General features: G+C 67.7%; 19 protein-coding genes. 13 read left to right on the top strand and 6 right to left on the bottom strand.

The window, feature by feature from the left end; translation table 11 throughout:
• Positions 1–100: 100 nt before the first annotated feature.
• The 7 genes from nudB (at position 101) to HWX76_RS35635 (ending at position 9,158) form a co-directional block, all read left to right on the top strand.
• Entirely contained in the window at positions 101–595 is a 495-nt protein-coding gene (gene nudB, locus HWX76_RS35665) for a dihydroneopterin triphosphate diphosphatase (RefSeq protein ID WP_124556496.1), read from the top strand.
• Positions 592–1,866 (top strand): cardiolipin synthase ClsB, encoded by a 1,275-nt coding sequence (clsB, locus tag HWX76_RS35660; RefSeq protein ID WP_050014688.1) that lies wholly within the window; start codon positions 592–594, stop codon positions 1,864–1,866. Before nudB ends, clsB begins: the two co-directional genes overlap by 4 nt.
• 200 nt (positions 1,867–2,066) lie before the next feature.
• Complete coding sequence (locus HWX76_RS35655; RefSeq protein WP_050014686.1) at positions 2,067–2,666, top strand: TetR/AcrR family transcriptional regulator; 600 nt, start codon at positions 2,067–2,069, stop codon at positions 2,664–2,666.
• Between the two features lie 56 nt (positions 2,667–2,722).
• The gene (locus HWX76_RS35650) at positions 2,723–4,522 is read left to right on the top strand and encodes an acyl-CoA dehydrogenase C-terminal domain-containing protein (RefSeq protein ID WP_176017078.1); all 1,800 of its coding nucleotides are present in this window, start codon (positions 2,723–2,725) and stop codon (positions 4,520–4,522) included.
• Positions 4,523–4,640: 118 nt separating this feature from the next.
• The gene (locus HWX76_RS35645) at positions 4,641–7,076 is read left to right on the top strand and encodes a 3-hydroxyacyl-CoA dehydrogenase/enoyl-CoA hydratase family protein (RefSeq protein ID WP_176017077.1); all 2,436 of its coding nucleotides are present in this window, start codon (positions 4,641–4,643) and stop codon (positions 7,074–7,076) included.
• Positions 7,077–7,098: 22 nt separating this feature from the next.
• Entirely contained in the window at positions 7,099–8,298 is a 1,200-nt protein-coding gene (locus HWX76_RS35640; RefSeq protein WP_050014680.1) for an acetyl-CoA C-acyltransferase, read from the top strand.
• Positions 8,299–8,390: 92 nt separating this feature from the next.
• Positions 8,391–9,158, top strand: a complete 768-nt coding sequence (locus HWX76_RS35635) for an enoyl-CoA hydratase (RefSeq protein WP_050014678.1) — start codon at positions 8,391–8,393, stop codon at positions 9,156–9,158.
• Positions 9,159–9,209: 51 nt separating this feature from the next.
• Here HWX76_RS35635 and fdhD read toward each other — a convergent pair whose 3' ends face one another.
• A complete protein-coding gene (gene fdhD, locus HWX76_RS35630) occupies positions 9,210–10,064 on the bottom strand; it encodes a formate dehydrogenase accessory sulfurtransferase FdhD (protein ID WP_089488805.1) in 855 nt (284 codons plus the stop codon).
• Between the two features lie 114 nt (positions 10,065–10,178).
• Here fdhD and HWX76_RS35625 point away from each other — a divergent pair, with 114 nt between their 5' ends.
• Positions 10,179–10,661 carry a nitrate reductase associated protein gene (locus tag HWX76_RS35625; protein ID WP_050014677.1) on the top strand — a complete coding sequence of 161 codons (483 nt, stop codon included), beginning with the start codon at positions 10,179–10,181 and terminating at the stop codon, positions 10,659–10,661.
• Between the two features lie 34 nt (positions 10,662–10,695).
• On the opposite strand, the gene HWX76_RS35620 is transcribed toward HWX76_RS35625, so the two are convergent.
• Complete coding sequence (locus tag HWX76_RS35620; RefSeq protein WP_006485741.1) at positions 10,696–11,091, bottom strand: acyl-CoA thioesterase; 396 nt, start codon at positions 11,089–11,091, stop codon at positions 10,696–10,698.
• Between the two features lie 174 nt (positions 11,092–11,265).
• Here HWX76_RS35620 and HWX76_RS35615 point away from each other — a divergent pair, with 174 nt between their 5' ends.
• Entirely contained in the window at positions 11,266–13,137 is a 1,872-nt protein-coding gene (locus tag HWX76_RS35615) for an ABC transporter ATP-binding protein/permease (RefSeq protein WP_124556498.1), read from the top strand.
• 87 nt (positions 13,138–13,224) lie between these two features.
• On the opposite strand, the gene murU is transcribed toward HWX76_RS35615, so the two are convergent.
• The gene (gene murU, locus HWX76_RS35610; protein ID WP_176017076.1) at positions 13,225–13,947 is read right to left on the bottom strand and encodes an N-acetylmuramate alpha-1-phosphate uridylyltransferase MurU; all 723 of its coding nucleotides are present in this window, start codon (positions 13,945–13,947) and stop codon (positions 13,225–13,227) included.
• A gap of 22 nt (positions 13,948–13,969) precedes the next feature.
• The gene (locus tag HWX76_RS35605; protein ID WP_050014669.1) at positions 13,970–15,019 is read right to left on the bottom strand and encodes a phosphotransferase; all 1,050 of its coding nucleotides are present in this window, start codon (positions 15,017–15,019) and stop codon (positions 13,970–13,972) included.
• Positions 15,020–15,242: 223 nt separating this feature from the next.
• On the opposite strand from HWX76_RS35605, the gene HWX76_RS35600 reads away from it, so the two are divergent.
• From HWX76_RS35600 to rsmA, 4 genes are read left to right on the top strand one after another with little or no spacing between them, the layout of a single operon-like run.
• Positions 15,243–17,603 carry an LPS-assembly protein LptD gene (locus HWX76_RS35600; protein WP_176017075.1) on the top strand — a complete coding sequence of 787 codons (2,361 nt, stop codon included), beginning with the start codon at positions 15,243–15,245 and terminating at the stop codon, positions 17,601–17,603.
• Positions 17,604–17,654: 51 nt separating this feature from the next.
• On the top strand, positions 17,655–19,013 hold the full coding sequence (locus HWX76_RS35595; RefSeq protein WP_050014667.1) for a peptidylprolyl isomerase: 1,359 nt from the start codon (positions 17,655–17,657) through the stop codon (positions 19,011–19,013).
• An 11-nt stretch (positions 19,014–19,024) separates the two neighbouring features.
• Positions 19,025–20,014 (top strand): 4-hydroxythreonine-4-phosphate dehydrogenase PdxA, encoded by a 990-nt coding sequence (pdxA, locus tag HWX76_RS35590; RefSeq protein WP_176017074.1) that lies wholly within the window; start codon positions 19,025–19,027, stop codon positions 20,012–20,014.
• Between the two features lie 47 nt (positions 20,015–20,061).
• Positions 20,062–20,889, top strand: coding sequence for a 16S rRNA (adenine(1518)-N(6)/adenine(1519)-N(6))-dimethyltransferase RsmA (rsmA, locus tag HWX76_RS35585; RefSeq protein WP_089488802.1), 828 nt, complete (start codon positions 20,062–20,064; stop codon positions 20,887–20,889).
• A gap of 90 nt (positions 20,890–20,979) precedes the next feature.
• On the opposite strand, the gene HWX76_RS35580 is transcribed toward rsmA, so the two are convergent.
• Together HWX76_RS35580 and HWX76_RS36565 are read right to left on the bottom strand one after the other, a co-directional pair.
• The gene (locus tag HWX76_RS35580; RefSeq protein ID WP_050014662.1) at positions 20,980–21,915 is read right to left on the bottom strand and encodes a DMT family transporter; all 936 of its coding nucleotides are present in this window, start codon (positions 21,913–21,915) and stop codon (positions 20,980–20,982) included.
• 211 nt (positions 21,916–22,126) lie between these two features.
• Positions 22,127–22,313: hypothetical protein (locus HWX76_RS36565; protein WP_208458940.1), on the bottom strand; the 187-nt coding region annotated here is incomplete at its 5' end.

Below are 22,313 nucleotides of genomic sequence, written 5' to 3'. Positions count from 1 at the left end.
GCCGTGGTGCGCCTTTTTCGTTTTTTGCGGTACAGTCGCAGCACTTGCCGCACGTTCGGGCACAGGCCCCGCGCACGGCCCTGTGCCGCATGAAACCAAGATGACGAAGCCGCCGAAAATCCCCGAATCCGTTCTCGTCGTGATCTACACGCCCGAACTCGACGTGCTCGTGATCAAGCGTGCCGACCAGCCCGATTTCTGGCAATCGGTCACCGGCTCGAAGGACGCGCTCGACGAGCCGCTCGCGCTCACCGCCGCACGCGAAGTGGCCGAGGAAACCGGCATCGCGGTCGGCACGCCGGACGTGCCGGCCACCGCGCTCGTCGACTGGCATCACCGGATCGAATACACGATCTATCCGCAATACCTGCATCGCTATGCGCCGGGCGTCACGCGCAACGTCGAGCACTGGTTCGGCCTGTGCGTGCCGCATCGCGTCGACGTGACGCTGTCGCCGCGCGAGCATGTCGACCATGCGTGGCTGCCGTTCCGCGAGGCGGCCGCGCGCTGCTTCTCGCCGTCGAACGCCGAGGCGATCCTGCAATTGCCCGCGCGCGTGGCCCTCATGCGTGCGCCGCACGGTTCGTCCGCATGAATGCGGAGACCCGCAAGCGCTTCGCGCAATTGCGGCAGATGTTCCTGCAGGAGCGCGGCTCCGCGTCGCGGCTCGCGTTTACGGCCGGCAACACCGTGCGGCTGTGCGAAACCGGCGGTGAATTCTTCCACGCGCTGATCGATCGGATCGACGCCGCCCGCGAGCAGGTGATGCTCGAGACCTACATCTTCTGCGACGACGAGGCCGGCCGCCCGGTGTCGGACGCGCTGATCCGCGCGGCGCAGCGCGGCGTGCGCGTGCGCGTGATCACCGACGGCATCGGCACCGCCCGCCTGCCGCTGTTCGACACATGGGCCGAGGCCGGCGTCGAGCACTGCATCTACAACCGCTTCCTGTTCGGCCGCTTCGGCTTCTCGCGCACGCACCGCAAGCTCGCGGTGATCGATCACGCGGTCGCGTTCTGCGGCGGCATCAACATCGTCGACGACTACACGCAGGGCAGCGCGACGCTGCCGTTCCCGCGCTGGGATTTCGCGGTCGAGATGGCCGGGCCCGCGGTGTCCGACGTGCGCGCCGCGTTCGAGCTGCAGTGGCACCGGATCCGGTTCGGCCACAAGCCGTATGCGCAGTACGCGGCCGGGCTGCATGGCGGCGAAGCGTTCCCGGACATGTTCCGGCGCTGGATGCGCAGCCACCGGTGGATCAAGGCCGGCGCGCTCCGGGTCGTGACCGAGCCGAGCGTCGCGTTCGTCGCGCGCGACAACGTCGTGAATCGCCGTGCGATCGAGAAAGCCTACCTCGCGGCGATCGGCCAGGCGCGCCAGCGGATCCTGCTCGCGAATCCGTACTTCATGCCGGGCCGCAAGCTGCGCCGCGCGCTGACGGGCGCGGCCCGCCGCGGCGTCGACGTGCAGGTGCTGATCGGCCGCAAGGAATTCACGGCGCTCGATACGGCCGTACCGTTCCTGTATCACGCGCTGTTGCGCGCAGGCGTGCGCGTCGCCGAATACGACAAGACGATCCTGCACGGCAAGGTCGCCGTGATCGACGACAACTGGGCGACGGTCGGCTCGTCGAATCTGGACGCGCTGAGCCTGATGCTGAACAATGAAGCGAACGTCGTGCTGGTGCGCTACGATGCAGTGACGAACCAGTTGCGCGACGCGATCGCCACCGCGTTCGCCGAAGGCCGGGAAATCGACGCCGCGCACTACGCCGCGCGCCCGCGCGTCGAGCGGCTGCTGAACTGGCTGGCGTACAACACGTACCGCCTCGTGATGAAGGCGCTGACGGTCGGCGGTTACGACTGACGCAGACTAAGTATTCGCTTCAAAAAATCTGTCCGCACGTTCGTGCGGAAAAGCCGCTCCGGTCCCGCCGGAATCGCGCAAAATAGCGGCTCGGTTAGACACCGGTTTCTAATAATTTCCTTGTTTCGCGAGCGGCCGCACTCAATAATAGTACGGCCGTTCGATTTTATTCGAACCCCCGAACGGTTACAGAAATAGCTATGCGAAAAGGCGAACAGACGCGTGCCGCGATACTCGAAGCTGCTTTGGACCTCGCCAGCCGTGACGGGCTGGAGGGGCTGACGATCGGCCTGCTGGCCGAGCGCATGCAGATGAGCAAGAGCGGCGTGTTCGCGCACTTCGGATCGCGCGAAGACCTTCAGGTGGAGGTCGTCCGCGAGTACCACCATCGTTTCGAGAACGAGGTGTTCTTTCCGAGCCTGCGCGAGTCGCGCGGTCTGCCGCGTCTTCGGGCGATGCTGGCGCGCTGGATCGAGAAGCGCATCCAGGAGGTGACGACCGGGTGCATCTACATCAGCGGCGCAGTGGAGTACGACGACCGGCCGGACAGCCCCGTGCGCGAGCAGTTGATCGCGAGCGTGACCGCCTGGCGTGCCGCGTTGCTGCGCGCCATTTCGCAGGCGATGGAAGAAGGGCATCTGCGCGCGGATACGGATCCGGACCTGATGCTCTTCGAGTTGTACAGCTTCACGCTCGGCCTGCATCACGACGCACGCTTCCTGCATTCGCCGGACGCCGTGCGCCTTACGTGGGCCGCGCTGGAAAAGACGATTGTTTCGTATCAGAGCGAGAGCCGTTAGCGGCGCGTGACCCGCCCGCCAGGAGCTCGAGCCGTTGCCCACCTTTGGAGAGAGTCATGGGACAGTACGCCGCGCCGCTGCGCGACATGCAATTCGTGTTGCACGAGCTTCTGAACGTCGAAGCCGAAGTCAAGCAAATGCCCAAGCATGCGGACCTCGACGCCGACACGATCAACCAGGTCCTCGAGGAAGCGGGCAAGTTCTGCTCCGAGGTACTGTTCCCGCTGAACCAGGTCGGCGACCGCGAAGGCTGCACGTATGAAGGCGACGGCGTCGTGAAGACCCCGACCGGCTTCAAGGAAGCGTATCGGCAGTACGTCGAGGCCGGCTGGCCGGCGCTCGGCTGCGATCCGGACTACGGCGGCCAGGGGCTGCCCGCGTTCGTGAACAACGCGCTCTACGAAATGCTGAACTCGGCGAACCAGGCATGGACGATGTATCCGGGCCTGTCGCACGGCGCGTACGAATGCCTGCACGCGCACGGCGCGCCGGAACTGCAGCAGCAATACCTGCCGAAGCTCGTGTCGGGCGAATGGACGGGCACGATGTGCCTGACCGAGCCGCACTGCGGCACCGACCTCGGCATCCTGCGCACCAAGGCCGAACCGAACGGCGACGGCTCGTACTCGATCAGCGGCACGAAGATCTTCATCTCGAGCGGCGAGCACGACATGTCGAAGAACATCGTCCACCTCGTGCTCGCGCGCCTGCCGGACGCGCCGCAAGGCACGAAGGGGATCTCGCTGTTCATCGTGCCGAAGTTCATTCCGGACGCGTCGGGCGAGCCGGGCGAGCGCAACGGCATCAAGTGCGGGTCGATCGAACACAAGATGGGCATCCACGGCAACTCGACGTGCGTGATGAACCTCGACGGCGCGAAGGGCTGGATGGTCGGCGAGCCGAACAAGGGCTTGAACGCGATGTTCGTGATGATGAATGCCGCGCGCCTCGGCGTCGGCATGCAGGGCCTCGGCCTCACGGAAGTCGCGTACCAGAACTCGCTGACGTACGCGAAGGAACGCCTGCAGATGCGTTCGCTCACGGGCCCGAAGGCACCGGACAAGCCGGCCGATCCGATCATCGTGCACCCGGACGTGCGCCGCATGCTGCTCACGCAGAAGGCGTACGCGGAAGGCGCGCGTGCATTCACGTACTGGTCCGCGCTGCAGATCGACAAGGAACTGTCGCACGCCGACGAAGCCGTGCGCAAGGAAGCAGCCGACCTCGTCGCGCTGCTCACGCCGATCATCAAGGCGTTCCTGACCGACAACGCGTTCGAGTGCACGAACCACGCGATGCAGATCTACGGCGGCCACGGCTTCATCTCCGAATGGGGCATGGAGCAGTACGTGCGCGACGCACGGATCAACATGATCTACGAAGGCACGAACTCGATCCAGTCGCTCGACCTGCTGGGCCGCAAGGTGCTCGGCGACATGGGCGCGAAGCTGAAGAAGTTCGGCAAGCTCGTGACCGAATTCGCGGAAGCCGAAGGCGTGAAGCCCGAGATGGCCGAGTTCATCAACCCGCTCGCCGACCTCGGCGACAAGGTACAGAAGCTGACGATGGAAATCGGCATGAAGGCGATGCAGAACCCGGACGAAGTCGGCGCGGCCGCCGTGCCGTACCTGCGTACCGTCGGCCATCTGGTGTTCTCGTACTTCTGGGCGCGCATGGCGCGTCTCGCGCTCGACAAGGAAGCGTCGGGCGACCGTAGCGGAGACCCGTTCTACAAGTCGAAGCTCGCGACGGCCCGCTTCTACTTCGCGCGCCTCCTGCCCGAGACGGCGGCGACGATCCGCGCCGCGCGCGCCGGTTCGAAGACGATGATGGAAGTCGACGAATCGCTGTTCTGACGCGAGTCCGGGCGGTGCGCGCCGCGCGCCGCGCCGCCCGAACGCAACGGTTCCTGGTACTCACTTCGCCGTGCAGCCCTCACATCCCGCGCTGCACGACACTATCCGGAGACATCCCGTGAGCAATTTCCTGATTCGCAAGGTCGCCGTGCTGGGCGCCGGCGTGATGGGCGCGCAGATCGCCGCGCACCTCGTCAACGCGCGCGTGCCGGTGCTGCTGTTCGACCTGCCGGCCAAGGAAGGCCCGAAAAACGCGATCGCGCTGAAGGCGATCGAGAACCTGAAGAAGCTGTCGCCCGCGCCGTTCGGCGTGAAGGACGACGCGAAATACCTCGAAGCGGCGAACTACGAAGACGACATCGCGAAGCTCGCCGAATGCGACGTCGTGATCGAGGCGATCGCCGAGCGGATGGACTGGAAGCACGACCTGTACAAGAAGGTCGCGCCGCACATCGCGCCGAACGCGATCTTCGCGACCAACACGTCGGGCCTGTCGATCACGAAGCTGTCCGAAGGATTCTCGGACGAGCTGAAGGCGCGCTTCTGCGGCGTGCACTTCTTCAACCCGCCGCGCTACATGCACCTCGTCGAGCTGATCCCGACCGCGCATACGCGCCCGGAGATCCTCGACCAGCTCGAAACCTTCCTGACGAGCGTCGTCGGCAAGGGCGTCGTGCGCGCGAAGGACACGCCGAACTTCATCGCGAACCGCGTCGGCATCTTCTCGATCCTCGCGGTGATCACCGAGGCCGCGAAGTTCGGCCTGCGTTTCGACGAAGTCGACGACCTGACGGGCAGCCGCCTCGGCCGCGCGAAGTCGGCGACGTTCCGCACCGCGGACGTGGTCGGCCTCGACACGATGGCGCACGTGATCAAGACGATGCAGGACAACCTCGCCGACGATCCGTTCTTCCCGGTCTACCAGACGCCTGCCGTGCTCGCCGAACTGGTGAAGCAGGGCGCGCTCGGCCAGAAGACGGGCGGCGGGTTCTACAAGAAGGAAGGCAAGGCGATCAAGGTGCTCGACGCGAAGACGGGCAGCTACGTCGATTCGGGCGCGAAGGCGGACGAAACCGTCGGCCGCATCCTGAAGCGCCCGCCGGCGGAACGCCTGAAGCTGCTGCGCGAGACGGATCATCCGCATGCGCAGTTCCTGTGGTCGATCTTCCGCGACGTGTTCCACTACATCGGCGTGCATCTCGAGTCGATCGCCGACAACGCGCGCGACGTCGACCTCGCGATCCGCTGGGGCTTCGGCTGGAACGAAGGCCCGTTCGAAGGCTGGCAGGCTGCCGGCTGGAAGCAGGTCGCCGAGTGGGTGCAGGAAGACATCGTGGCCGGCAAGGCGCTCGCGAACGTGCCGCTGCCGTCGTGGGTGCTCGAAGGCCCGGTCGCCGAGCAGGGCGGCGTGCACACGGCCGAAGGCTCGTGGGCGCCGGCATCGAAGCGCTTCGTGCCGCGTTCGGACCTGGCCGTATACCGCAAGCAGGTGTTCCGCGCGCCGCTGCTGGGCGAAGCCGGCGCCGATCCGAAGACGTACGGCAAGACGCTGTTCGAGACCGACGCGGTGCGCGCGTGGGTCGACGACCGTGCCGGTGAGGACGACGTCGTGATCGTGTCGTTCAAGTCGAAGATGAACACGATCGGACCGAGCGTGATCGACGGCCTCGTGCAGGCGATCGAACTCGCGGAGCAGGACTACAAGGGCGTGGTGATCTGGCAGCCGACGTCGCTGAAGCTCGGCACGCCGGGCGGCCCGTTCTCGGCCGGCGCGAACCTCGAAGAGGCGATGCCCGCGTTCATGATGGGCGGCGCGAAGGGCATCGAGCCGTTCGTGAAGAAGTTCCAGGAAGGCATGCTGCGCGTGAAGTACGCGAACGTGCCGGTCGTCGCGGCCGTGTCGGGCATCGCGCTCGGCGGCGGGTGCGAACTGATGTTGCACAGCGCGAAGCGCGTCGTGCACGTCGAGAGCTACATCGGTCTCGTCGAAGTGGGCGTCGGCCTCGTGCCGGCCGGCGGCGGCCTGAAGGAAGCGGCGCTGCGCGCAGCGGACGCCGCGGCGGCCGCGAACGCGACCACCGACATCCTGAAGTTCGTCACGAAGTCGTTCGAGAACGCGGCGATGGCGAAGGTGTCGGCGTCCGCGCACGACGCGCGTGCGATGGGCTACGTGAAGCCGTCCGACACGATCGTGTTCAACGTGTTCGAACTGCTCGACACCGCGAAGAAGGAAGCGCGTGCGCTGGCCGACACCGGCTACCGCGCACCGCTGCGCGCGAAGGACGTGCCGGTTGCGGGCCGTTCGGCGATCGCGACGATCAAGGCATCGCTCGTCAACATGCGTGACGGCCGCTTCATCAGCGACCACGACTACCTGATCGCGAGCCGCATCGCCGAAGCCGTGTGCGGCGGCGACGTCGAAGCCGGCAGCCTCGTCGACGAGGAATGGCTGCTCGCGCTCGAGCGCCGCGCGTTCGTCGAGCTGCTCGGCACGCAGAAGACGCAGGAACGGATCATGGGCATGTTGCAGACCGGCAAGCCGGTGCGTAACTGAGCGAGCAGACAAGGAGTCTGAAATGAGCAAACAACTGCAAGACGCATACATCGTCGCCGCCAGCCGCACCCCGATCGGCAAGGCCCCGCGCGGTGTCTTCAAGAACACGCGCCCCGACGAGCTGCTGGTTCACGCGATCAGGTCGGCGGTCGCGCAGGTGCCCGGTCTCGACACGAAGGTGATCGAGGACGCGATCATCGGCTGCGCGATTCCGGAAGCCGAGCAGGGGCTGAACGTCGCGCGCATGGGCGCGCTGCTCGCGGGCCTGCCGCAGACGGTCGGCGGCGTGACGGTCAACCGCTTCTGCGCGTCGGGCATCACCGCGCTCGCGATGGCGGCCGACCGCATCCGCGTCGGCGAATCGGACGCGATCTTCGCGGGCGGCTGCGAATCGATGAGCATGGTGCCGATGATGGGCAACAAGCCGTCGATGTCGCCGCACATCTTCGATCGCAGCGAAGACTTCGGCATCGCGTACGGGATGGGCCTGACGGCCGAGCGCGTCGCCGAACAGTGGAAGGTGAGCCGCGACGACCAGGACGCGTTCTCGGTCGAATCGCACCGCAAGGCGCTCGCCGCGCAGCAGGCCGGCGAATTCGGCGACGAAATCGCTGCGTACACGCTCACCGAGCGGTTCCCGAACCTCGCGACCGGCGAAGTCGACGTGAAGACGCGCGAGATCAAGCTCGACGAAGGTCCGCGCGCCGATACGTCGCTCGAAGGCCTCGCGAAGCTGCGCACGGTATTCGCGAACAAGGGCTCGGTCACGGCCGGCAACAGCTCGCAGACGTCGGACGGCGCGGGCGCGCTGCTCGTCGTGTCGGAGAAGGTGCTGAAGGAGTTCAACCTGACGCCGCTCGCGCGCTTCGTGAGCTTCGCGGTGCGCGGCGTGCCGCCGGAAATCATGGGGATCGGCCCGAAGGAAGCGATTCCGGCCGCCCTGAAGGCCGCCGGCCTGAAGCAGGACGATCTCGACTGGATCGAGCTGAACGAGGCGTTCGCCGCGCAGTCGCTGGCGGTGATGCGCGATCTCGGCCTCGATCCGTCGAAGGTCAACCCGATGGGCGGCGCGATCGCACTGGGCCACCCGCTCGGCGCGACCGGCGCGATCCGCGCGGCGACCGTCGTGCACGGCCTGCGCCGCCGCAACCTGAAGTACGGGATGGTCACGATGTGCGTCGGCACCGGCATGGGCGCCGCGGGCATCATCGAACGCCTGTAAGCGGGACGCGACGACAAGCGACGACGGTGCGCGGGCCACGAGCTCGCGCACCGTTTTTTTCATTCCGGTAGAGACAGTCAAAGGAGACGGTTGTGGCCGACATTCAAGTGGAACGCGCCGACGGCGTGATGACGATCACGATCGCGCGCCCGGCGAAGAAGAACGCGCTGACGGCGGCGATGTACCAGACGATGGCCGATGCGCTCGCCGACGCGCAGGAAGACAAGGCGACGCGCGTGATCCTGCTGCGCGGCAGCGACGGTAATTTCAGCGCGGGCAACGATCTCGAGGATTTCCTGAAGTCGCCGCCGAAGGACGACACCGCATCGGTGTTCCAGTTTCTGGCGCGGATCAGCAGCGCGAGCAAGCCGGTCGTGGCGGCGGTGCCCGGCATCGCGGTCGGGGTCGGCGTGACGATGCTGCTGCACTGCGATCTGGTTTATGCGGCCGACACCGCGACGTTCTCGCTGCCGTTCGTGCAGCTCGGGCTGTGCCCGGAAGCCGCGTCCAGCGCACTGCTGCCGCGCCTGGCCGGCCATCAGGTCGCCGCCGAGAAGCTGCTGCTGGGCGAGGCGTTCGACGCGCTGGAAGCGCACCGGATCGGTATCGTCAACCGCGTGCTGCCGGCGGCCGAGCTCGACGCGTTCGCGGCGAAGCAGGCGGCGAAGCTGGCGGCGCTGCCGGCGGCATCGCTGCGTGTGACGAAGGCGCTGCTCAAGGAGACGGGCGGCGTGGCGACGCCCGCGCGGATGGCCGAGGAAGCGCGCCATTTCGCCGAGATGCTGCGCGCGCCGGAGGCCCGCGAGGCGATGACGGCGTTCTTCGAGAAGCGCAAGCCGGATTTCCGTCAGTTCGACTGACGGAACGGGTCGCGCCGGCGGTGGCTCGCCGGTGCGCGGTTGGGAGAGCGATCAGGCCGTGCCGTAGTCGACGTGGCCCGTTTCGCGGCAGAAGCTGACGAGCCGCAAGCCGGCCGCCTTCGCGATTTCGATCGCGAGCGACGACGGCGCGGAGATGGTCGCGACCAGCGGGATGCCGACCCGCGCGGCCTTGCGCACGAGCTCGTAGCTCGCGCGGCTCGACAGGAACACGAAGCCGTCGGTGGTATCGGCGCGCGCCAGCACGAGCGAGCCGATCAGCTTGTCGAGCGCGTTGTGGCGGCCGACGTCCTCGAATGCCGTGCGGATCGCGCCTGTTGCATCGCACCACGCGGCCGCATGCAGGCCGCCGGTCAGTTTCGTCAGCGCCTGATGCGACGGTAACGCATGCGCGGCGCGCGCCAGCGCGTCGGGCGCGAGGCGCGCGAGAAAACCGGTATCGGGCACGCGTTCGGGCGCGAGGTCGAGCAGGTCGATGCTCTCGATGCCGCAGACGCCGCAGCCCGTGCGCCCCGCGAGCGCGCGGCGCCGGTCCTTCAGCGCGGCGAACGCCTGCTGGACGACTTCCAGATGAACTTCCGCATGCGGCAGCGGCGCGTCGGCGTGCAGGATCACCTCGATGTCCTTGATGTCGCTGCCGCGCGCGACGATCCCTTCCGAGATCGCGAAGCCGACCGCGAACGCTTCGAGCTCGCATGGCGTGCACATCATCACCGCGTGCGAGATGCCGTTGAAGACGAGTGCGACCGGCCATTCCTGGCCGACGAAGTCGTGCGCGGGTTCGACCGCGCCGCCGCGCGTGCGGCTCACGGGCAGCTCGATCGCGCCGCGCGGTTCGTCGCGCAACGCGTCGCGCAGTTCGTCTGATTGGGTCGGATTCACGAGCACTCCCGTTGATTCGAAGCACGGCCGGCGACGATCGTGCCGCCGGCCGCGCGCAGAGGTTCTAAAATACCCCAGGCAAGCCGGCCGCGCCGGCATCCGCCACGTCAGGTAACGACCATGGGACTCAGCGACGCTCCGTTGCTCTTCAACTTCGAACACGATTCGTCGGAAAACTTCACGTACATCCCGATGATCGTGCGTTTCAATCTCGACCGCTTCGGCCTGCGGATTTCGCTCGACCAGTGGCAACTGCTGCCGCTCGAGGACCGCAAGCTGCTCGCGCGCTTTCCGGCCGACGACGACACCGCGATCGAGCCCAACTTCGATCACGCGCTGTTCGAAATGCTGCGCACGCACGCCGATCTGGAGCCGTCATGGTTCCAGCCGGACGAGCAGCCGGCCTGGCGCGCCGTCGACGCGGTACCGGAGTCGCTGGTACAGCAGAGCGCGCTGGCCGGGCTGCCGGCCCCCGCGCTCGCGCAGTGGCAGCGGCTCGCGCCGTTCCAGCGCTACGTGCTGGTCAAGCTGTCGCGCAAGCCGACGCTGAATCACGATTTCGTGCCCGCGATGCGGGAGTTCGGGCTGACGGCCACGCACTGACGACCGCCTGCCGCACCGCGGCGCTTGCCCGCCGTCAGAGCGGCGGCAGTTGCCGCGGCTTGCGGTCAGGGCCGGTCGCGACGTAGGTGAGCGTCGCTTCGGTGACTTTCACGACTTCGCCCATCAGGCGCATGCGCTGCGCGTACACCTCGACGTCGACCGTGATCGACGTGTTGCCGGTGCGCATGATGGTGGCGTAGAAGCTCAGCAGATCGCCGACGAATACCGGCTGCTTGAACACGAACGAATTGACCGCGACCGTCGCGACGCGGCCGTTCGCGCGCTGGCTCGCGGGAATCGAGCCGGCGATGTCGACCTGCGACATGATCCAGCCGCCGAACACGTCGCCGTGAACGTTCGCATCGTGCGGTTGCGGGACGACGCGCAGCGCGGGCTGCTTCTGCGGGAGTTCGAGGGTCGAATCGGTCATGGCGGGGGCTTTCATCCTGTAATAAACGAGCCGCCGCGCGCAGGCTGGCCGGCGAGGCCGCCGGCAGCGGCGCGAAGCGGCTTCTGCGACAATACAACGTTCGCAAATTGTACGAGAAAGCGCGCGAGCCGGCCGCCGATACGCGCGTCCCGCATTGCCGCAGGACCTTTCCCCATGCGCCGATTTCCCGCTTCCGGCGAGCCCGCGCCGGCTTCGACCGGGCCTCGCAACGACTGGCAGACCATCCGGTCGCTGCTGCCGTACCTGACCACCTACAAATGGCGCGTCGCGCTCGCGCTCGGCTGCCTGATCGGGGCGAAGGTCGCGAACCTCGGCGTGCCGGTCGTGATGAAGCGCATCGTCGATCACCTGTCCGCCGTGCAGCAGCTCACCGCGCTCGGCCGTGCCGAGCAGTCGGCCGGCATCGTGCTCGCGGGCGGCGTCGGGCTGCTGGTCGTCGCGTATGCGCTCGTGCGGCTGTCGACGTCGCTGTTCACCGAACTGCGCGAAATCCTGTTCTCGAAGGTCACCGAGAGCGCGGTGCGCCAGCTCGCGCTGCAGGTGTTCCGGCATCTGCACGGGCTGTCGCTGCGGTTTCATCTCGAGCGCCAGACGGGCGGCATGTCGCGCGACATCGAGCGCGGCACGCGCGGCATCCAGCAACTGATTTCGTATTCGCTGTACAGCATCCTGCCGACGCTCGTCGAGGTCGGGCTCGTGCTCGGCTTCTTCGTGGTCAAGTACGAGGCCTACTACGCGTACGTGACGTTCGCGGCGCTGGTCACGTACATCGTGTTCACCGTGAAGGTCACCAACTGGCGCACGCATTTTCGCCGCACGATGAACGAGCTCGATTCGCGCGCGAACTCGCGGGCGATCGATTCGCTGATCAACTACGAGACGGTGAAGTACTTCGGCAACGAGGCGTGGGAAGCGCAGCGCTACGACGAGAACCTGAAGCGCTACCGGAAGGCCGCGATCCGCTCGCAGAACTCGCTGTCGGTGCTGAACTTCGGCCAGCAGGCGATCATCGGCACGGGGCTCGTGTTCATCCTGTGGCGCGCGACGCAGGGCGTGCTCGCGGGCAAGCTGACGCTCGGCGATCTCGTGCTGATCAACACGTTCATGCTGCAGCTCTACATTCCGCTGAATTTCCTCGGCGTCGTCTATCGCGAGCTGAAGCAGAGCCTGACCGACATGGACCGGATGTTCGGGCTGCTGTCGGCGCCGAAGGAAGTGGCCGACCGGCCCGATGCGCCGCCGCTCGCGGTGGCCGGCGCGCAGGTGCGCTTCGAGCACGTGAACTTCGCGTACGAGCCGTCGCGGCAGATCCTGCACGACGTGACGTTCACGATCGAGGCCGGCACGACGACCGCGGTGGTCGGCCACAGCGGGTCGGGGAAATCGACGCTGTCGCGGCTGCTGTTCCGCTTCTACGATCTCGACCGGCAGGCGGGCGGCGCGATCCGGATCGACGGGCAGGACATTCGCGACGTCACGCAGGAATCGCTGCGCGCGTCGATCGGGATCGTGCCGCAGGACACCGTGCTGTTCAACGACTCGATCTACTACAACATCGCGTACGGTCGGCCGACGGCGACGCGCGACGAGGTGGTCGCGGCCGCGCGCGCCGCGCACATCCACGATTTCATCGAAGGGTTGCCGAAGGGCTATGACACGCCGGTCGGCGAGCGCGGGCTGAAGCTGTCGGGCGGCGAGAAGCAGCGCGTCGCGATCGCGCGCACGCTGTTGAAGGACCCGCCGGTGCTGCTGTTCGACGAAGCGACGTCGGCGCTCGATTCCCGCTCGGAACGCGCGATCCAGCACGAGCTCGATCAGATCGCGCGGCATCGCACGACGCTCGTGATCGCGCACCGTCTGTCGACGGTCGTGCACGCGCAGCAGATCCTCGTGATGGACCACGGGCGGATCGTCGAGCGCGGCACGCACGACGAACTCGTGCGCGCGGACGGGCTGTATGCGCAGATGTGGGCGTTGCAGCAGCAGCGCGCGGCGGCGGGCGGGGAAGAGGCCGAGGCCGCGTAACGGGGCGTGGCGGCCTGGCGGCGTGCCGCGTGCCGTGGCGCGCAGCGCAAGGGCGGCGCGACGGGGGCGTCGCCGCCCGTCGTCCGATCAGCCCGCGGCGGCGCGCAGCCGTGCGTCGAGTTCGCCGAGCTGCGCGGGCGTACCGACGTTCTCCCAGATCCCTTCGTACAGTTCGCCGGTCGCGCGGCCGGCTTCGATCGTCGCGCGATAGTACGGCGTCAGCGCGCGCCGCGTGCCGGGTGCGAGGTCGCGGAACATCCGCGTGTCGTACAGGCCGATGTTGCCGAACGTGAAGCGCGCGGCGCCGTCGAGCGCGAGACGGCCGTCGTCGCCGAGCGCGAAGTCGCCGGCCGGATGGAACGGCGGGTTCGGCACCATCACGAGGTGCATCGCCGGCGTGTCGAGCGCGGCCATCCGGGCGGTGTGCGGCGCGAGCGTCCGGTAGTCGAACGCGCAGTATACGTCGCCGCTGACCGCCGCGAACACCGTCGGCTGCCCGTCGCGTTCCAGCAGCGGCAGCGCCTGCGCGATGCCGCCGGCGGTTTCGAGTGCGTCGCCCTCGGCCGAATACGCGAGCCGCACGCCCCAGCGCGAACCGTCGCCGAGCGCGGCCTCGATCTGCTCGCCGAGCCACGCGTGGTTGATCACGATCGTGTCGATGCCCGCCCGCGCGAGCGCCTCGATCTGCCACACGATCAGCGGCTTGCCGCCGGCTTCGAGCAGCGGCTTCGGGCGGGCGTCGGTCAGCGGACGCATCCGTTCGCCGCGTCCGGCGGCGAAGATCATCGCCGTGGTGAGGGTAGTGCTCATGTTCGACTGGGTGTGGGGACGGTCAGAACGTGTAGCCGACGTCGGCCGGCGCGTTGCCCTCGAGCTCGTCGAGCAGCTTCGCGAACGGCACGAGCGGGCGATAGCGCAGCGCGACCTTGCGTGCATACGCGAGGAAGCGCGGCAGGTCGTTCAGGTAGTGCGGCTTGCCGTCGCGGTAGTTGATGCGCGCGAACAGGCCGAGGATCTTGATGTGGCGCTGCAGCCCCATCCATTCGAGCTGGCGGTAGAACTCGCCGAAATCCGCGTCGACCGGCAGGCCGGCCTTCTTCGCCTTTTCCCAGTAGTACGCGAAGCAGTCGAGCTCGAACTCCTCGTCCCAACTGATGAACGCGTCGCGCAGCAGCGACACGACGTCGTACGTCAGCGGCCCGTAGACGGCGTCCTGGAAGTCGAGCACGCCCGGGTTCGGCTCGCAGACCATCAGGTTGCGCGGCATGAAGTCGCGCAGCATGAAGCCTTGCGGCTGCGCGTGCGCGCTGGCGACCAGCAGCGCGAACGTGCGGTCGAGCGTGCCGCGCATCGCGTCGGTGACCGGCTTGCCGAGGTGGCGGCCGACGAACCATTCGGGCAGCAGCTCCATTTCGCGGCGCAGGAACGCTTCGTCGAACGGCGGCAGCACGTCGGGTGTCGACGCGAGCTGGAAGCGGATCAGCGCGTCGAGGGCGTCACGCATCAGCGGACGGGCCGCGCCCGGATCGGCCGGATCGAGCACCGAGATGTACGACGTGCGGCCGAGATCGGTCACGAGCATGAAGCCCGCGTCGAAATCGTGGGCCAGCACGTCCGGCACGTGATCGCCGGCCCCGGCGAGCAGCCGCGCGACCTGGACGAACTCGCGGCACTTCTCGGGCGGCGGCGCGTCGACCGCGATCAGCGTGCCGCCGGGGCGCGTGGCCGACGCGACGCGGAAATAGCGGCGGAAACTGGCGTCCGACGACGCGGGCGCGAGGGTCGACAGATCGAGCGCGTAGCGCTCGGCGAGCGGGTGCAGCCACGCGGTGAGCGCGTCGAGGCGGGCGTCGGGCTGGGATGCGGCGGATGGGGGCGTCATGAAACTCGGCGGAGGGGGGAACGTCTTGCCATATAATACCCCACGACTTTTTTGACGCGCCCCGCGTCAGCTTCCGCCGTGCAGGCCCGCGGCCTGTCGCGCCGTCCGCCCGATCGCCTCCCCGGTTTGCGAAGAGCCGCAGTCGCGGCTCGACGGCGCGGCCCGCCGCGCGTGAAGGTGCCGTGCAGGCGCGGTTGACAAGGGGCGATTCGCCAAACGATAGATGCCGCCCAAACCGCTATTCCCGAATGTTTTCCCCGGTGACGGGGCGCCGCGCAAACGGCGGCTCGCGCTCGCGCTCCTGGCCGTGCCCGGCCTCGTGCCGGCCGTGTCGTACGCGCAGCTGTCGGGCGCGGCTGCGCAGCCGCAGCCGCTCGACTCGCCGTGGGATCTGCGTCTCGCGCCCCAGCTCGAGGATCATCCGCTGAAGGACGGCGCGAAGCCGGCCGCCTTCGTCATTGCCGACCATACGAGCGGCACCGCCGAGCAGGACCTCGCCGCGAAGGGTTCGGCCGAGCTGCGGCGCGGCGACGCCGTCGTGAAGGCCGACGCGATCCACTACGATCAGGATACCGACATGGCCGATGCGTACGGCCAGGTCAAGGTGGTCAATGGCGGCACGTCGTTCGCCGGCCCCGAGGCGCACCTGAAGATCGAGGCGAACCAGGGCTTCATGACCGCGCCGAAGTATCACTTCAACGTGACGGGCGGGTCGGGCAGCGCGGAGCGCGTCGACATGGTCGACAACGAGCGCTCGGTGTTCGTCAACGGTACGTACACCGCGTGCCAGTGCTCGACGAACCCCGCGTGGTACATCAAGGGCAGCCGCTTCGACTTCGATACGGGCGCCGACGAGGGCACCGCGCGCAACGGCGTGCTGTTCTTCCAGGGCGTGCCGATCTTCGCGAGCCCGTGGATGACGTTCCCGCTGTCGGGCGAGCGGCGCAGCGGCCTGCTGCCGCCGACGTTCTCGGTGAACTCGAACAACGGCTTCGAGCTGTCGCTGCCGTACTACTTCAACATCGCGCCGAACCGCGACCTGACGCTCACGCCGCGCATCATCTCGCGGCGCGGCGTGATGACCGAAGCGACGTTCCGCTATCTGTCGCCGTCGTATTCGGGTACGTTTACGGCCAATTACCTGCCGGACGACCGGCTCGCGCATCGCAACCGCTACGCGATCTACTGGCAGCACCAGCAGAACTTCGGCGGCGGCTTCGGCGGCTACGTCTACTTCAACAAGGTCTCGGACAACACGTATCCCGAAGACCTCGGGTCGGCGAACCAGTTCATCAACGGTACGCAGACGCTGTACCAGCAGGAAGCCGGCCTCACGTACAACAACGGCCCGTGGTCGGTGCTCGCGCGCTACCAGCACTGGCAGACGCTGCCGCCGTCGATCGCGCCGTACAGCCGCGAGCCGCAGTTGAACGTGAAGTACACGAAGTACAACGTCGGCGGGTTCGACTTCGGCGCGGAAGCCGACTATTCGCGGTTCCGCATCACGACCGCCGATGCGACCCAGGGCGACCGGGCCGTCTTCAACCCGTACATTTCGTATGGCGTGTACGGTCCCGGCTACTTCGCGGTGCCGAAGGTCCAGTACCACCTGGCGTCGTACGACCTGAACTACCTGTCGTCCGCCACGCCGAACAGCCCGAAGCGCTTCACCGAGTCGATCCCGACCGTGAGCTTCGATTCGGGCCTGATCTTCGACCGTTCGGTGCGCCTGTTCGGCCAGGACTTCATCCAGACCCTCGAGCCGCGCCTGTACTACGTGTACACGCCGTATCGCGATCAGTCGAACGCGCCGCTGTTCGACACCGCGGAATCGGACTTCGGCCTCGCGGAGATCTACCAGCCGAACACGTTCGTCGGTAACGACCGGATCGCCGATGCGAACCGGATCACGGCCGGCCTGACGTCGCGCTTCATCGATCCGCGCACCGGCGACGAGCGCGCGCGGTTCGTGATCGCGCAGCAGTACTACTTCGCCGATCAGCGCGTCACGCTGAACCCGGGGCAGAGCGCCGTGCTGGCCCGCCACTCGGACCTGATCGTCGGCGCCGCGCTGAAGCTCGGCTCGGGCTTCATGTCGGAAACGGCGTTCCAGTACAACCAGAACAACAACCAGCTCGTGAAGTCGAGTATCGGTTTCGGCTACAGCCCGGGCGAGCGCCGCGTGATCAACGTCGGCTATCGCTATACGCGCACGAATACCACGCTCGACAACCAGCCGATCAACCAGTTCCTAGTGTCCGCGCAGTGGCCGCTCACGCGCCGCCTGTATGCGATCGGCCGGTTCAACTACGACTTCGCCGGAGATCGCGTGGTCGACGGTCTGGTCGGCTTACAATACGACGCGGATTGCTGGGCGCTCGGGGTCGGGGTGCAGCGGGCCGCGAACGGCATCAATTCGTCGGGACAGCAGAACTCGTCGACGCGCTTCATGATGCAGCTGACGCTCAAGGGCTTGTCGACCATCGACAACGGCCTCGTGTCCGCATTCCGCGCCGGGGTGCCGGGCTACACGCCGTTGCCGCCGCCGCCGCCGCCGATGTCCCGCTTCAGCAACTACGAGTAACGCCGGCATGTCTGCACCGGTCAGCACGATTTCAATGGAGTTTCAGTGGCAATGAAGAAAACCCTTCGTTTCGCGGCAGTCGTGTCCAGCCTCGCCGCGTCCGCCGCGCTGCTCGCCGCCGCGCCGGCCGCGGCGCAGGCACTCGGTTCGCAAGGTGCGCAGCTCGCCGACGAAGTCGTCGCCGTGGTCAACAACGACGTGATCACGGGCCGCGAACTCGACCAGCGCGCCGGCCTGATCGCACGCCGCCTGCAGCAGCAGAACGCGCCGGTGCCGCCGGCCGACCAGCTGCGCGCGCAGGTGCTGAACCAGATGGTGCTCGAACGTATCCAGGTGCAGAAGGCCAAGGACGACGGGATCCGCATCGACGACGCGACCGTGCAGGCCACGCTGCAGCGTCTCGCGCAGGCGAACGGGATGACGCTCGACCAGTACCGCGCGCGCCTCGAGGCGCAGGGCGTGCCCTGGAGCATCTTCACGAGCGACGCGCGCACCGAACTGATGCTGTCGAAGCTGCGCGAGCGCGAGGTCGACGGCAAGATCACGGTGTCGGACGCCGAGGTCGCGAACTACATCGCGAGCCAGCGCGGGCCGAACGCATCGCAGCAGCAGGACCTGCGCTTCCAGCACATCTTCATCAAGGCGCCCACCAACGCGCCGCAGGCTGACATCGAAGCCGCGCAGAAGAAGGCCGAAGCGCTGCTGCAGCAGGCGAAGTCGGGCGCCGATTTCGAGCGCCTCGCGAAGAACAACTCCGAAGCGAACGACGCGAAGAAGGGCGGCGATCTCGGCTTCAAGGCGCCGAGCGCGCTGCCGCCCGACGTCGTCGACGCCGCGTCGAAGCTGCGCCCGGGCGAGGTCAACCCGACGCTGATCCGCGTGCCGGACGGCTTCGAAATCGTGCGCCTCGTCGATCGCCGCCAAAGCCAGGGCGCGAGCGCCGCGGCGCCGAAGATCGTCCAGACGCACGTGCGCCACATCCTGCTGCGCGTCGGCGAAGGCAAGTCGGAAGGCCAGGCGCGCCAGCAACTGGCCGACATCCGCAAGCAGGTCGAGGCCGGCGGCGATTTCGCGAAATTCGCGCGCACCTACTCGCAGGACGGTTCCGCGTCGCAGGGCGGCGATCTCGGCTGGATCAGCCCGGGCGAGACCGTGCCGGAATTCGAGCGCGCGATGAACAACCTGCAGGACGGCCAGATCAGCCAGCCGATCCGTACCGAATACGGCTATCACCTGATCCAGGTGCTGAACCGCCGCGAGGCGGAAGGGTCGGTGCAGCAGCAGATGGACATCGCCCGTCAGGCGATCGGCCAGCGCAAGGCCGAGCAGGCGTATGCCGACTGGCTGCGCGAGTTGCGCGATTCGTCGTACGTGCAGTACAAGATCGGCGGCGTCGGCCCGGCGAACTGAGCGAGCCTCGGATGACCACGCCCGCGCTGCAGATCGCGATCACGACCGGCGAACCCGCGGGGGTCGGCCCGGAGCTGACCGTGCAGGCGCTGCGTGACGCCGCGCAGCGCTGGCCCGATGCGCATTTCACCGTGCTCGGCGATGCCGCACTGCTCGACGCGCGTGCGGCCGCGGTCGGCGTCGACGCGGCCACACTGGCCGGCGGCGCGCAGGTGTCGGTCGCGCATCACGCACTGGCGGTGCCCGCGCAGGCGGGCAAGCTGGACGCGGCGAACGGCCGCTACGTGCTCGGGCTGCTCGACGCGGCGATCGACGGTGCGCTGGCCGGCCGGTACGATGCGATCGTTACCGCGCCGCTGCAGAAGAGCACGATCAACGACGCGGGCGTGCGGTTCACCGGCCATACCGAATACCTGGCCGAACGCACGCACACGCCGCGCGTCGTGATGATGCTGGCCGGCACCGGCCACCGGCCGCTGCGCGTCGCGCTCGCGACCACGCACCTGCCGCTGAAGGACGTATCGGCCGCGCTGACGATCGACGGGCTCGTCGAGACGCTCGCGATCATCGATCGCGACCTGCGGCGCGATTTCGGTCTCGCCGCGCCGCGCATTCTCGTGACGGGCCTGAACCCGCACGCGGGCGAGAACGGTTATCTCGGCCGCGAGGAGATCGACGTGATCTCGCCGGCGCTGGCCCGCGCGAACGCGCAACACATCGACGCACGCGGCCCGTATCCGGCCGACACGCTGTTCCAGCCGCGCCATCTGGCCGATGCCGATTGCGTGCTCGCGATGTTCCATGACCAGGGTCTGCCCGTGCTGAAGTACGCGACGTTCGGCGAGGGCATCAACGTGACGCTCGGGCTGCCGATCATCCGCACGTCGGTCGATCACGGCACCGCGCTCGATCTGGCCGGCACGGGCCGCGCGGATCCGGGCAGCATGATCGCCGCGCTCGATACGGCCGTCACGATGGCGCACCATCGCCGCGCAGCCTGACGCTGCCGGTTTACCCCATTCGTCGTATTTTTCGTTTTACTCAGTCGATGTCGAACAGCAGACAGCACCAAGGCCATTTCGCGCGCAAGCGCTTCGGGCAGAACTTCCTCGTCGATCACGGCGTGATCGACTCGATCGTCGCGACGATCGGCCCTGCACGCGGCCAGCGGATGGTCGAGATCGGCCCCGGGCTCGGCGCGCTGACCGGGCCGCTGATCGAGCGGCTCGCGACGCCGGAGTCGCCGCTGCACGCGGTCGAGCTCGACCGCGATCTGATCGGGCGCCTGCAGCAACGCTTCGGCGCGCTGCTGGAGCTGCACGCGGGCGACGCGCTCGCGTTCGACTTCCGCTCGCTCGCGATGCCCGGCGACAAGCCGTCGCTGCGGATCGTCGGCAATCTGCCGTACAACATCTCCAGCCCGCTGCTGTTTCACCTGATGACGTTCGCCGATGCGGTGATCGACCAGCATTTCATGCTGCAGAACGAGGTCGTCGAGCGGATGGTCGCGGAGCCGGGCACGAAGGCGTTTTCGCGGCTGTCGGTGATGCTGCAGTACCGCTACGTGATGGAAAAGATGCTCGACGTGCCGCCGGAATCGTTCCAGCCGCCGCCGAAGGTCGATTCGGCGATCGTCCGGATGATTCCGTACGAGCCGCACGAACTGCCGGACGTCGATCCGGCGCTGCTCGGCGAAATCGTCACCGCCGCGTTCTCGCAGCGCCGCAAGATGCTGCGTAACACGCTGGGCGACTACCGCGAGACGATCGATTTCGATGCGCTCGGCTTCGATCTCGCGCGCCGTGCGGAGGACGTGAGCGTGGCCGAATACGTCGGTGTCGCGCAGGCGCTGGCGGCGGTGCGCAAGGCCGGATGACGTGCGTGGCGCGAGCCGCCCACCCGCTGTATCGAAGAGAGCTGCCCGACGGGCAGCTTTTTTGTTGCCCGCGTGTATTTGCGCCGGTCGTCACATCCGCCGGCGCGGCGGCGCGTTGACGAGCGCGATGCCGGTCAGCACGAGCGCGGCCGCGGACATGAAGCGCCAGCCGACCGATTCGCCGAGCAGCAGCACGCCGAACGCGACGCCGAACAGCGGCGACAGGAACGTGAACACGGACAGCCGCGACGCGCTGTAGCGCGTCAGCAGCCAGAACCACGACAGGTAGCTGACGAACGCGACGATCACCGACTGATACGCGAGGCTCGCGAGCGCGACCGGTGTGATCCGCGCGAACGACATCTGGCCGAACAGCGCGGCGAGCGCGACCAGCACGACCGCCGATACCGCGAGCTGGTAGAACAGCGTCTTGCTCGCGCTGGCCCGCGCAAGCGCCGTCGAGCGCACGACGACCGTCGTCGCGGCCCACATCGCGCCGCCGAGGATCCCGAGCGCGTCGCCGGCGAGCCCTGCCAGCACCGATGCGCCGGGCGCGCGCGGCTTCAGGAAGCCGTCCGCGAACGCGAGCGCGATGCCGGCGAATGCGAGGCCGACGCCGGCCCATTGCGTGCGCTGCAGCCGCTCGCCGGGTGCGAACAGGTGCAGGCCGAGCGCGGTGAAGCACGGCGCCGTGTACAGGAAGATCGCCATGTGCGACGCGCTCGTCAGCGTCAGCCCGAAGAACACGCAGATGAATTCTCCGGCGAACAGCGCGCCGGCCGCGAGGCCCGCACCGAATGTGCCGTCCGCCTGAAACAGCGGCGTGCCGCGCGTGCGGGCCCAGCCCCACAGCAGCACCGCGGCGATCACCGAGCGCAGCCCGGCCTGGAACATCGGCGCGATCGCGGCGTTCGTGCTCTTGATCGCGACCTGCTGGAAGCCCCAGATCGCGCACAGCAGCATCATCAGGCCGACGGCGCGCGTATCGAGTGCGCGGCGCACGCGGGCGGCGGCAAGCGCGGTCATCGGCGCGCCTCGCTGGTCGGGCCTTGCGGCACGGAGGTCAGGCGGGCGGCGCGTCCGGCGCGCTCGAATCGACGGTTTCGCACGGCAGTGGGGCGGCAAGAAAAAATGGGTGGTCGCGGTCGGGCGGCGGCGCGCATGCCCGCTTTTGGTGCGAAGTGGAAGGATGTTACCCGATCGACGCGGTGCCCGGGCGAGCCGGATCGTGCCGCTTTCAGTCGTTGCGCGCTTGCTCGCGCCGAGGCAGCCGATACGCGGCATCGGCCGCGTGCTTGTTGGGCCGTTCCGGGCTAGTGTCCTGTTCCGTTGTTAACCGGTCTATGTTCACGTAGCATGTTGACGTCAACGGAACGGGAGACGTCAGCATGGCGATGGGACGACCGAAGGCGGAACTGGTGCTG

Origin of the sequence: Burkholderia sp. BCC0398 (genome assembly GCF_902833245.1) — a bacterium.
In the GTDB taxonomy this organism is placed as follows: Bacteria; Pseudomonadota; Gammaproteobacteria; order Burkholderiales; family Burkholderiaceae; genus Burkholderia; species Burkholderia sola.
Note: the sequence above shows the minus strand (reverse complement) of the source record. Positions and strands in the feature narration are given on the sequence as shown.

Coding starts and splice junctions, on each gene's coding strand:
- HWX76_RS35605 (WP_050014669.1), bottom strand. CDS start 15,019: ATGACGCCCCCATCCGCCGCATCCCAGCCCGACGCCCGCCTCGACGCG.
- pdxA (WP_176017074.1), top strand. CDS start 19,025: ATGACCACGCCCGCGCTGCAGATCGCGATCACGACCGGCGAACCCGCG.
- HWX76_RS35625 (WP_050014677.1), top strand. CDS start 10,179: ATGGGACTCAGCGACGCTCCGTTGCTCTTCAACTTCGAACACGATTCG.
- nudB (WP_124556496.1), top strand. CDS start 101: ATGACGAAGCCGCCGAAAATCCCCGAATCCGTTCTCGTCGTGATCTAC.
- murU (WP_176017076.1), bottom strand. CDS start 13,947: ATGAGCACTACCCTCACCACGGCGATGATCTTCGCCGCCGGACGCGGC.
- rsmA (WP_089488802.1), top strand. CDS start 20,062: ATGTCGAACAGCAGACAGCACCAAGGCCATTTCGCGCGCAAGCGCTTC.
- HWX76_RS35615 (WP_124556498.1), top strand. CDS start 11,266: ATGCGCCGATTTCCCGCTTCCGGCGAGCCCGCGCCGGCTTCGACCGGG.
- HWX76_RS35580 (WP_050014662.1), bottom strand. CDS start 21,915: ATGACCGCGCTTGCCGCCGCCCGCGTGCGCCGCGCACTCGATACGCGC.
- HWX76_RS35620 (WP_006485741.1), bottom strand. CDS start 11,091: ATGACCGATTCGACCCTCGAACTCCCGCAGAAGCAGCCCGCGCTGCGC.
- HWX76_RS35650 (WP_176017078.1), top strand. CDS start 2,723: ATGGGACAGTACGCCGCGCCGCTGCGCGACATGCAATTCGTGTTGCAC.
- clsB (WP_050014688.1), top strand. CDS start 592: ATGAATGCGGAGACCCGCAAGCGCTTCGCGCAATTGCGGCAGATGTTC.
- HWX76_RS35600 (WP_176017075.1), top strand. CDS start 15,243: ATGCCGCCCAAACCGCTATTCCCGAATGTTTTCCCCGGTGACGGGGCG.
- HWX76_RS35640 (WP_050014680.1), top strand. CDS start 7,099: ATGAGCAAACAACTGCAAGACGCATACATCGTCGCCGCCAGCCGCACC.
- HWX76_RS35655 (WP_050014686.1), top strand. CDS start 2,067: ATGCGAAAAGGCGAACAGACGCGTGCCGCGATACTCGAAGCTGCTTTG.
- HWX76_RS35595 (WP_050014667.1), top strand. CDS start 17,655: ATGAAGAAAACCCTTCGTTTCGCGGCAGTCGTGTCCAGCCTCGCCGCG.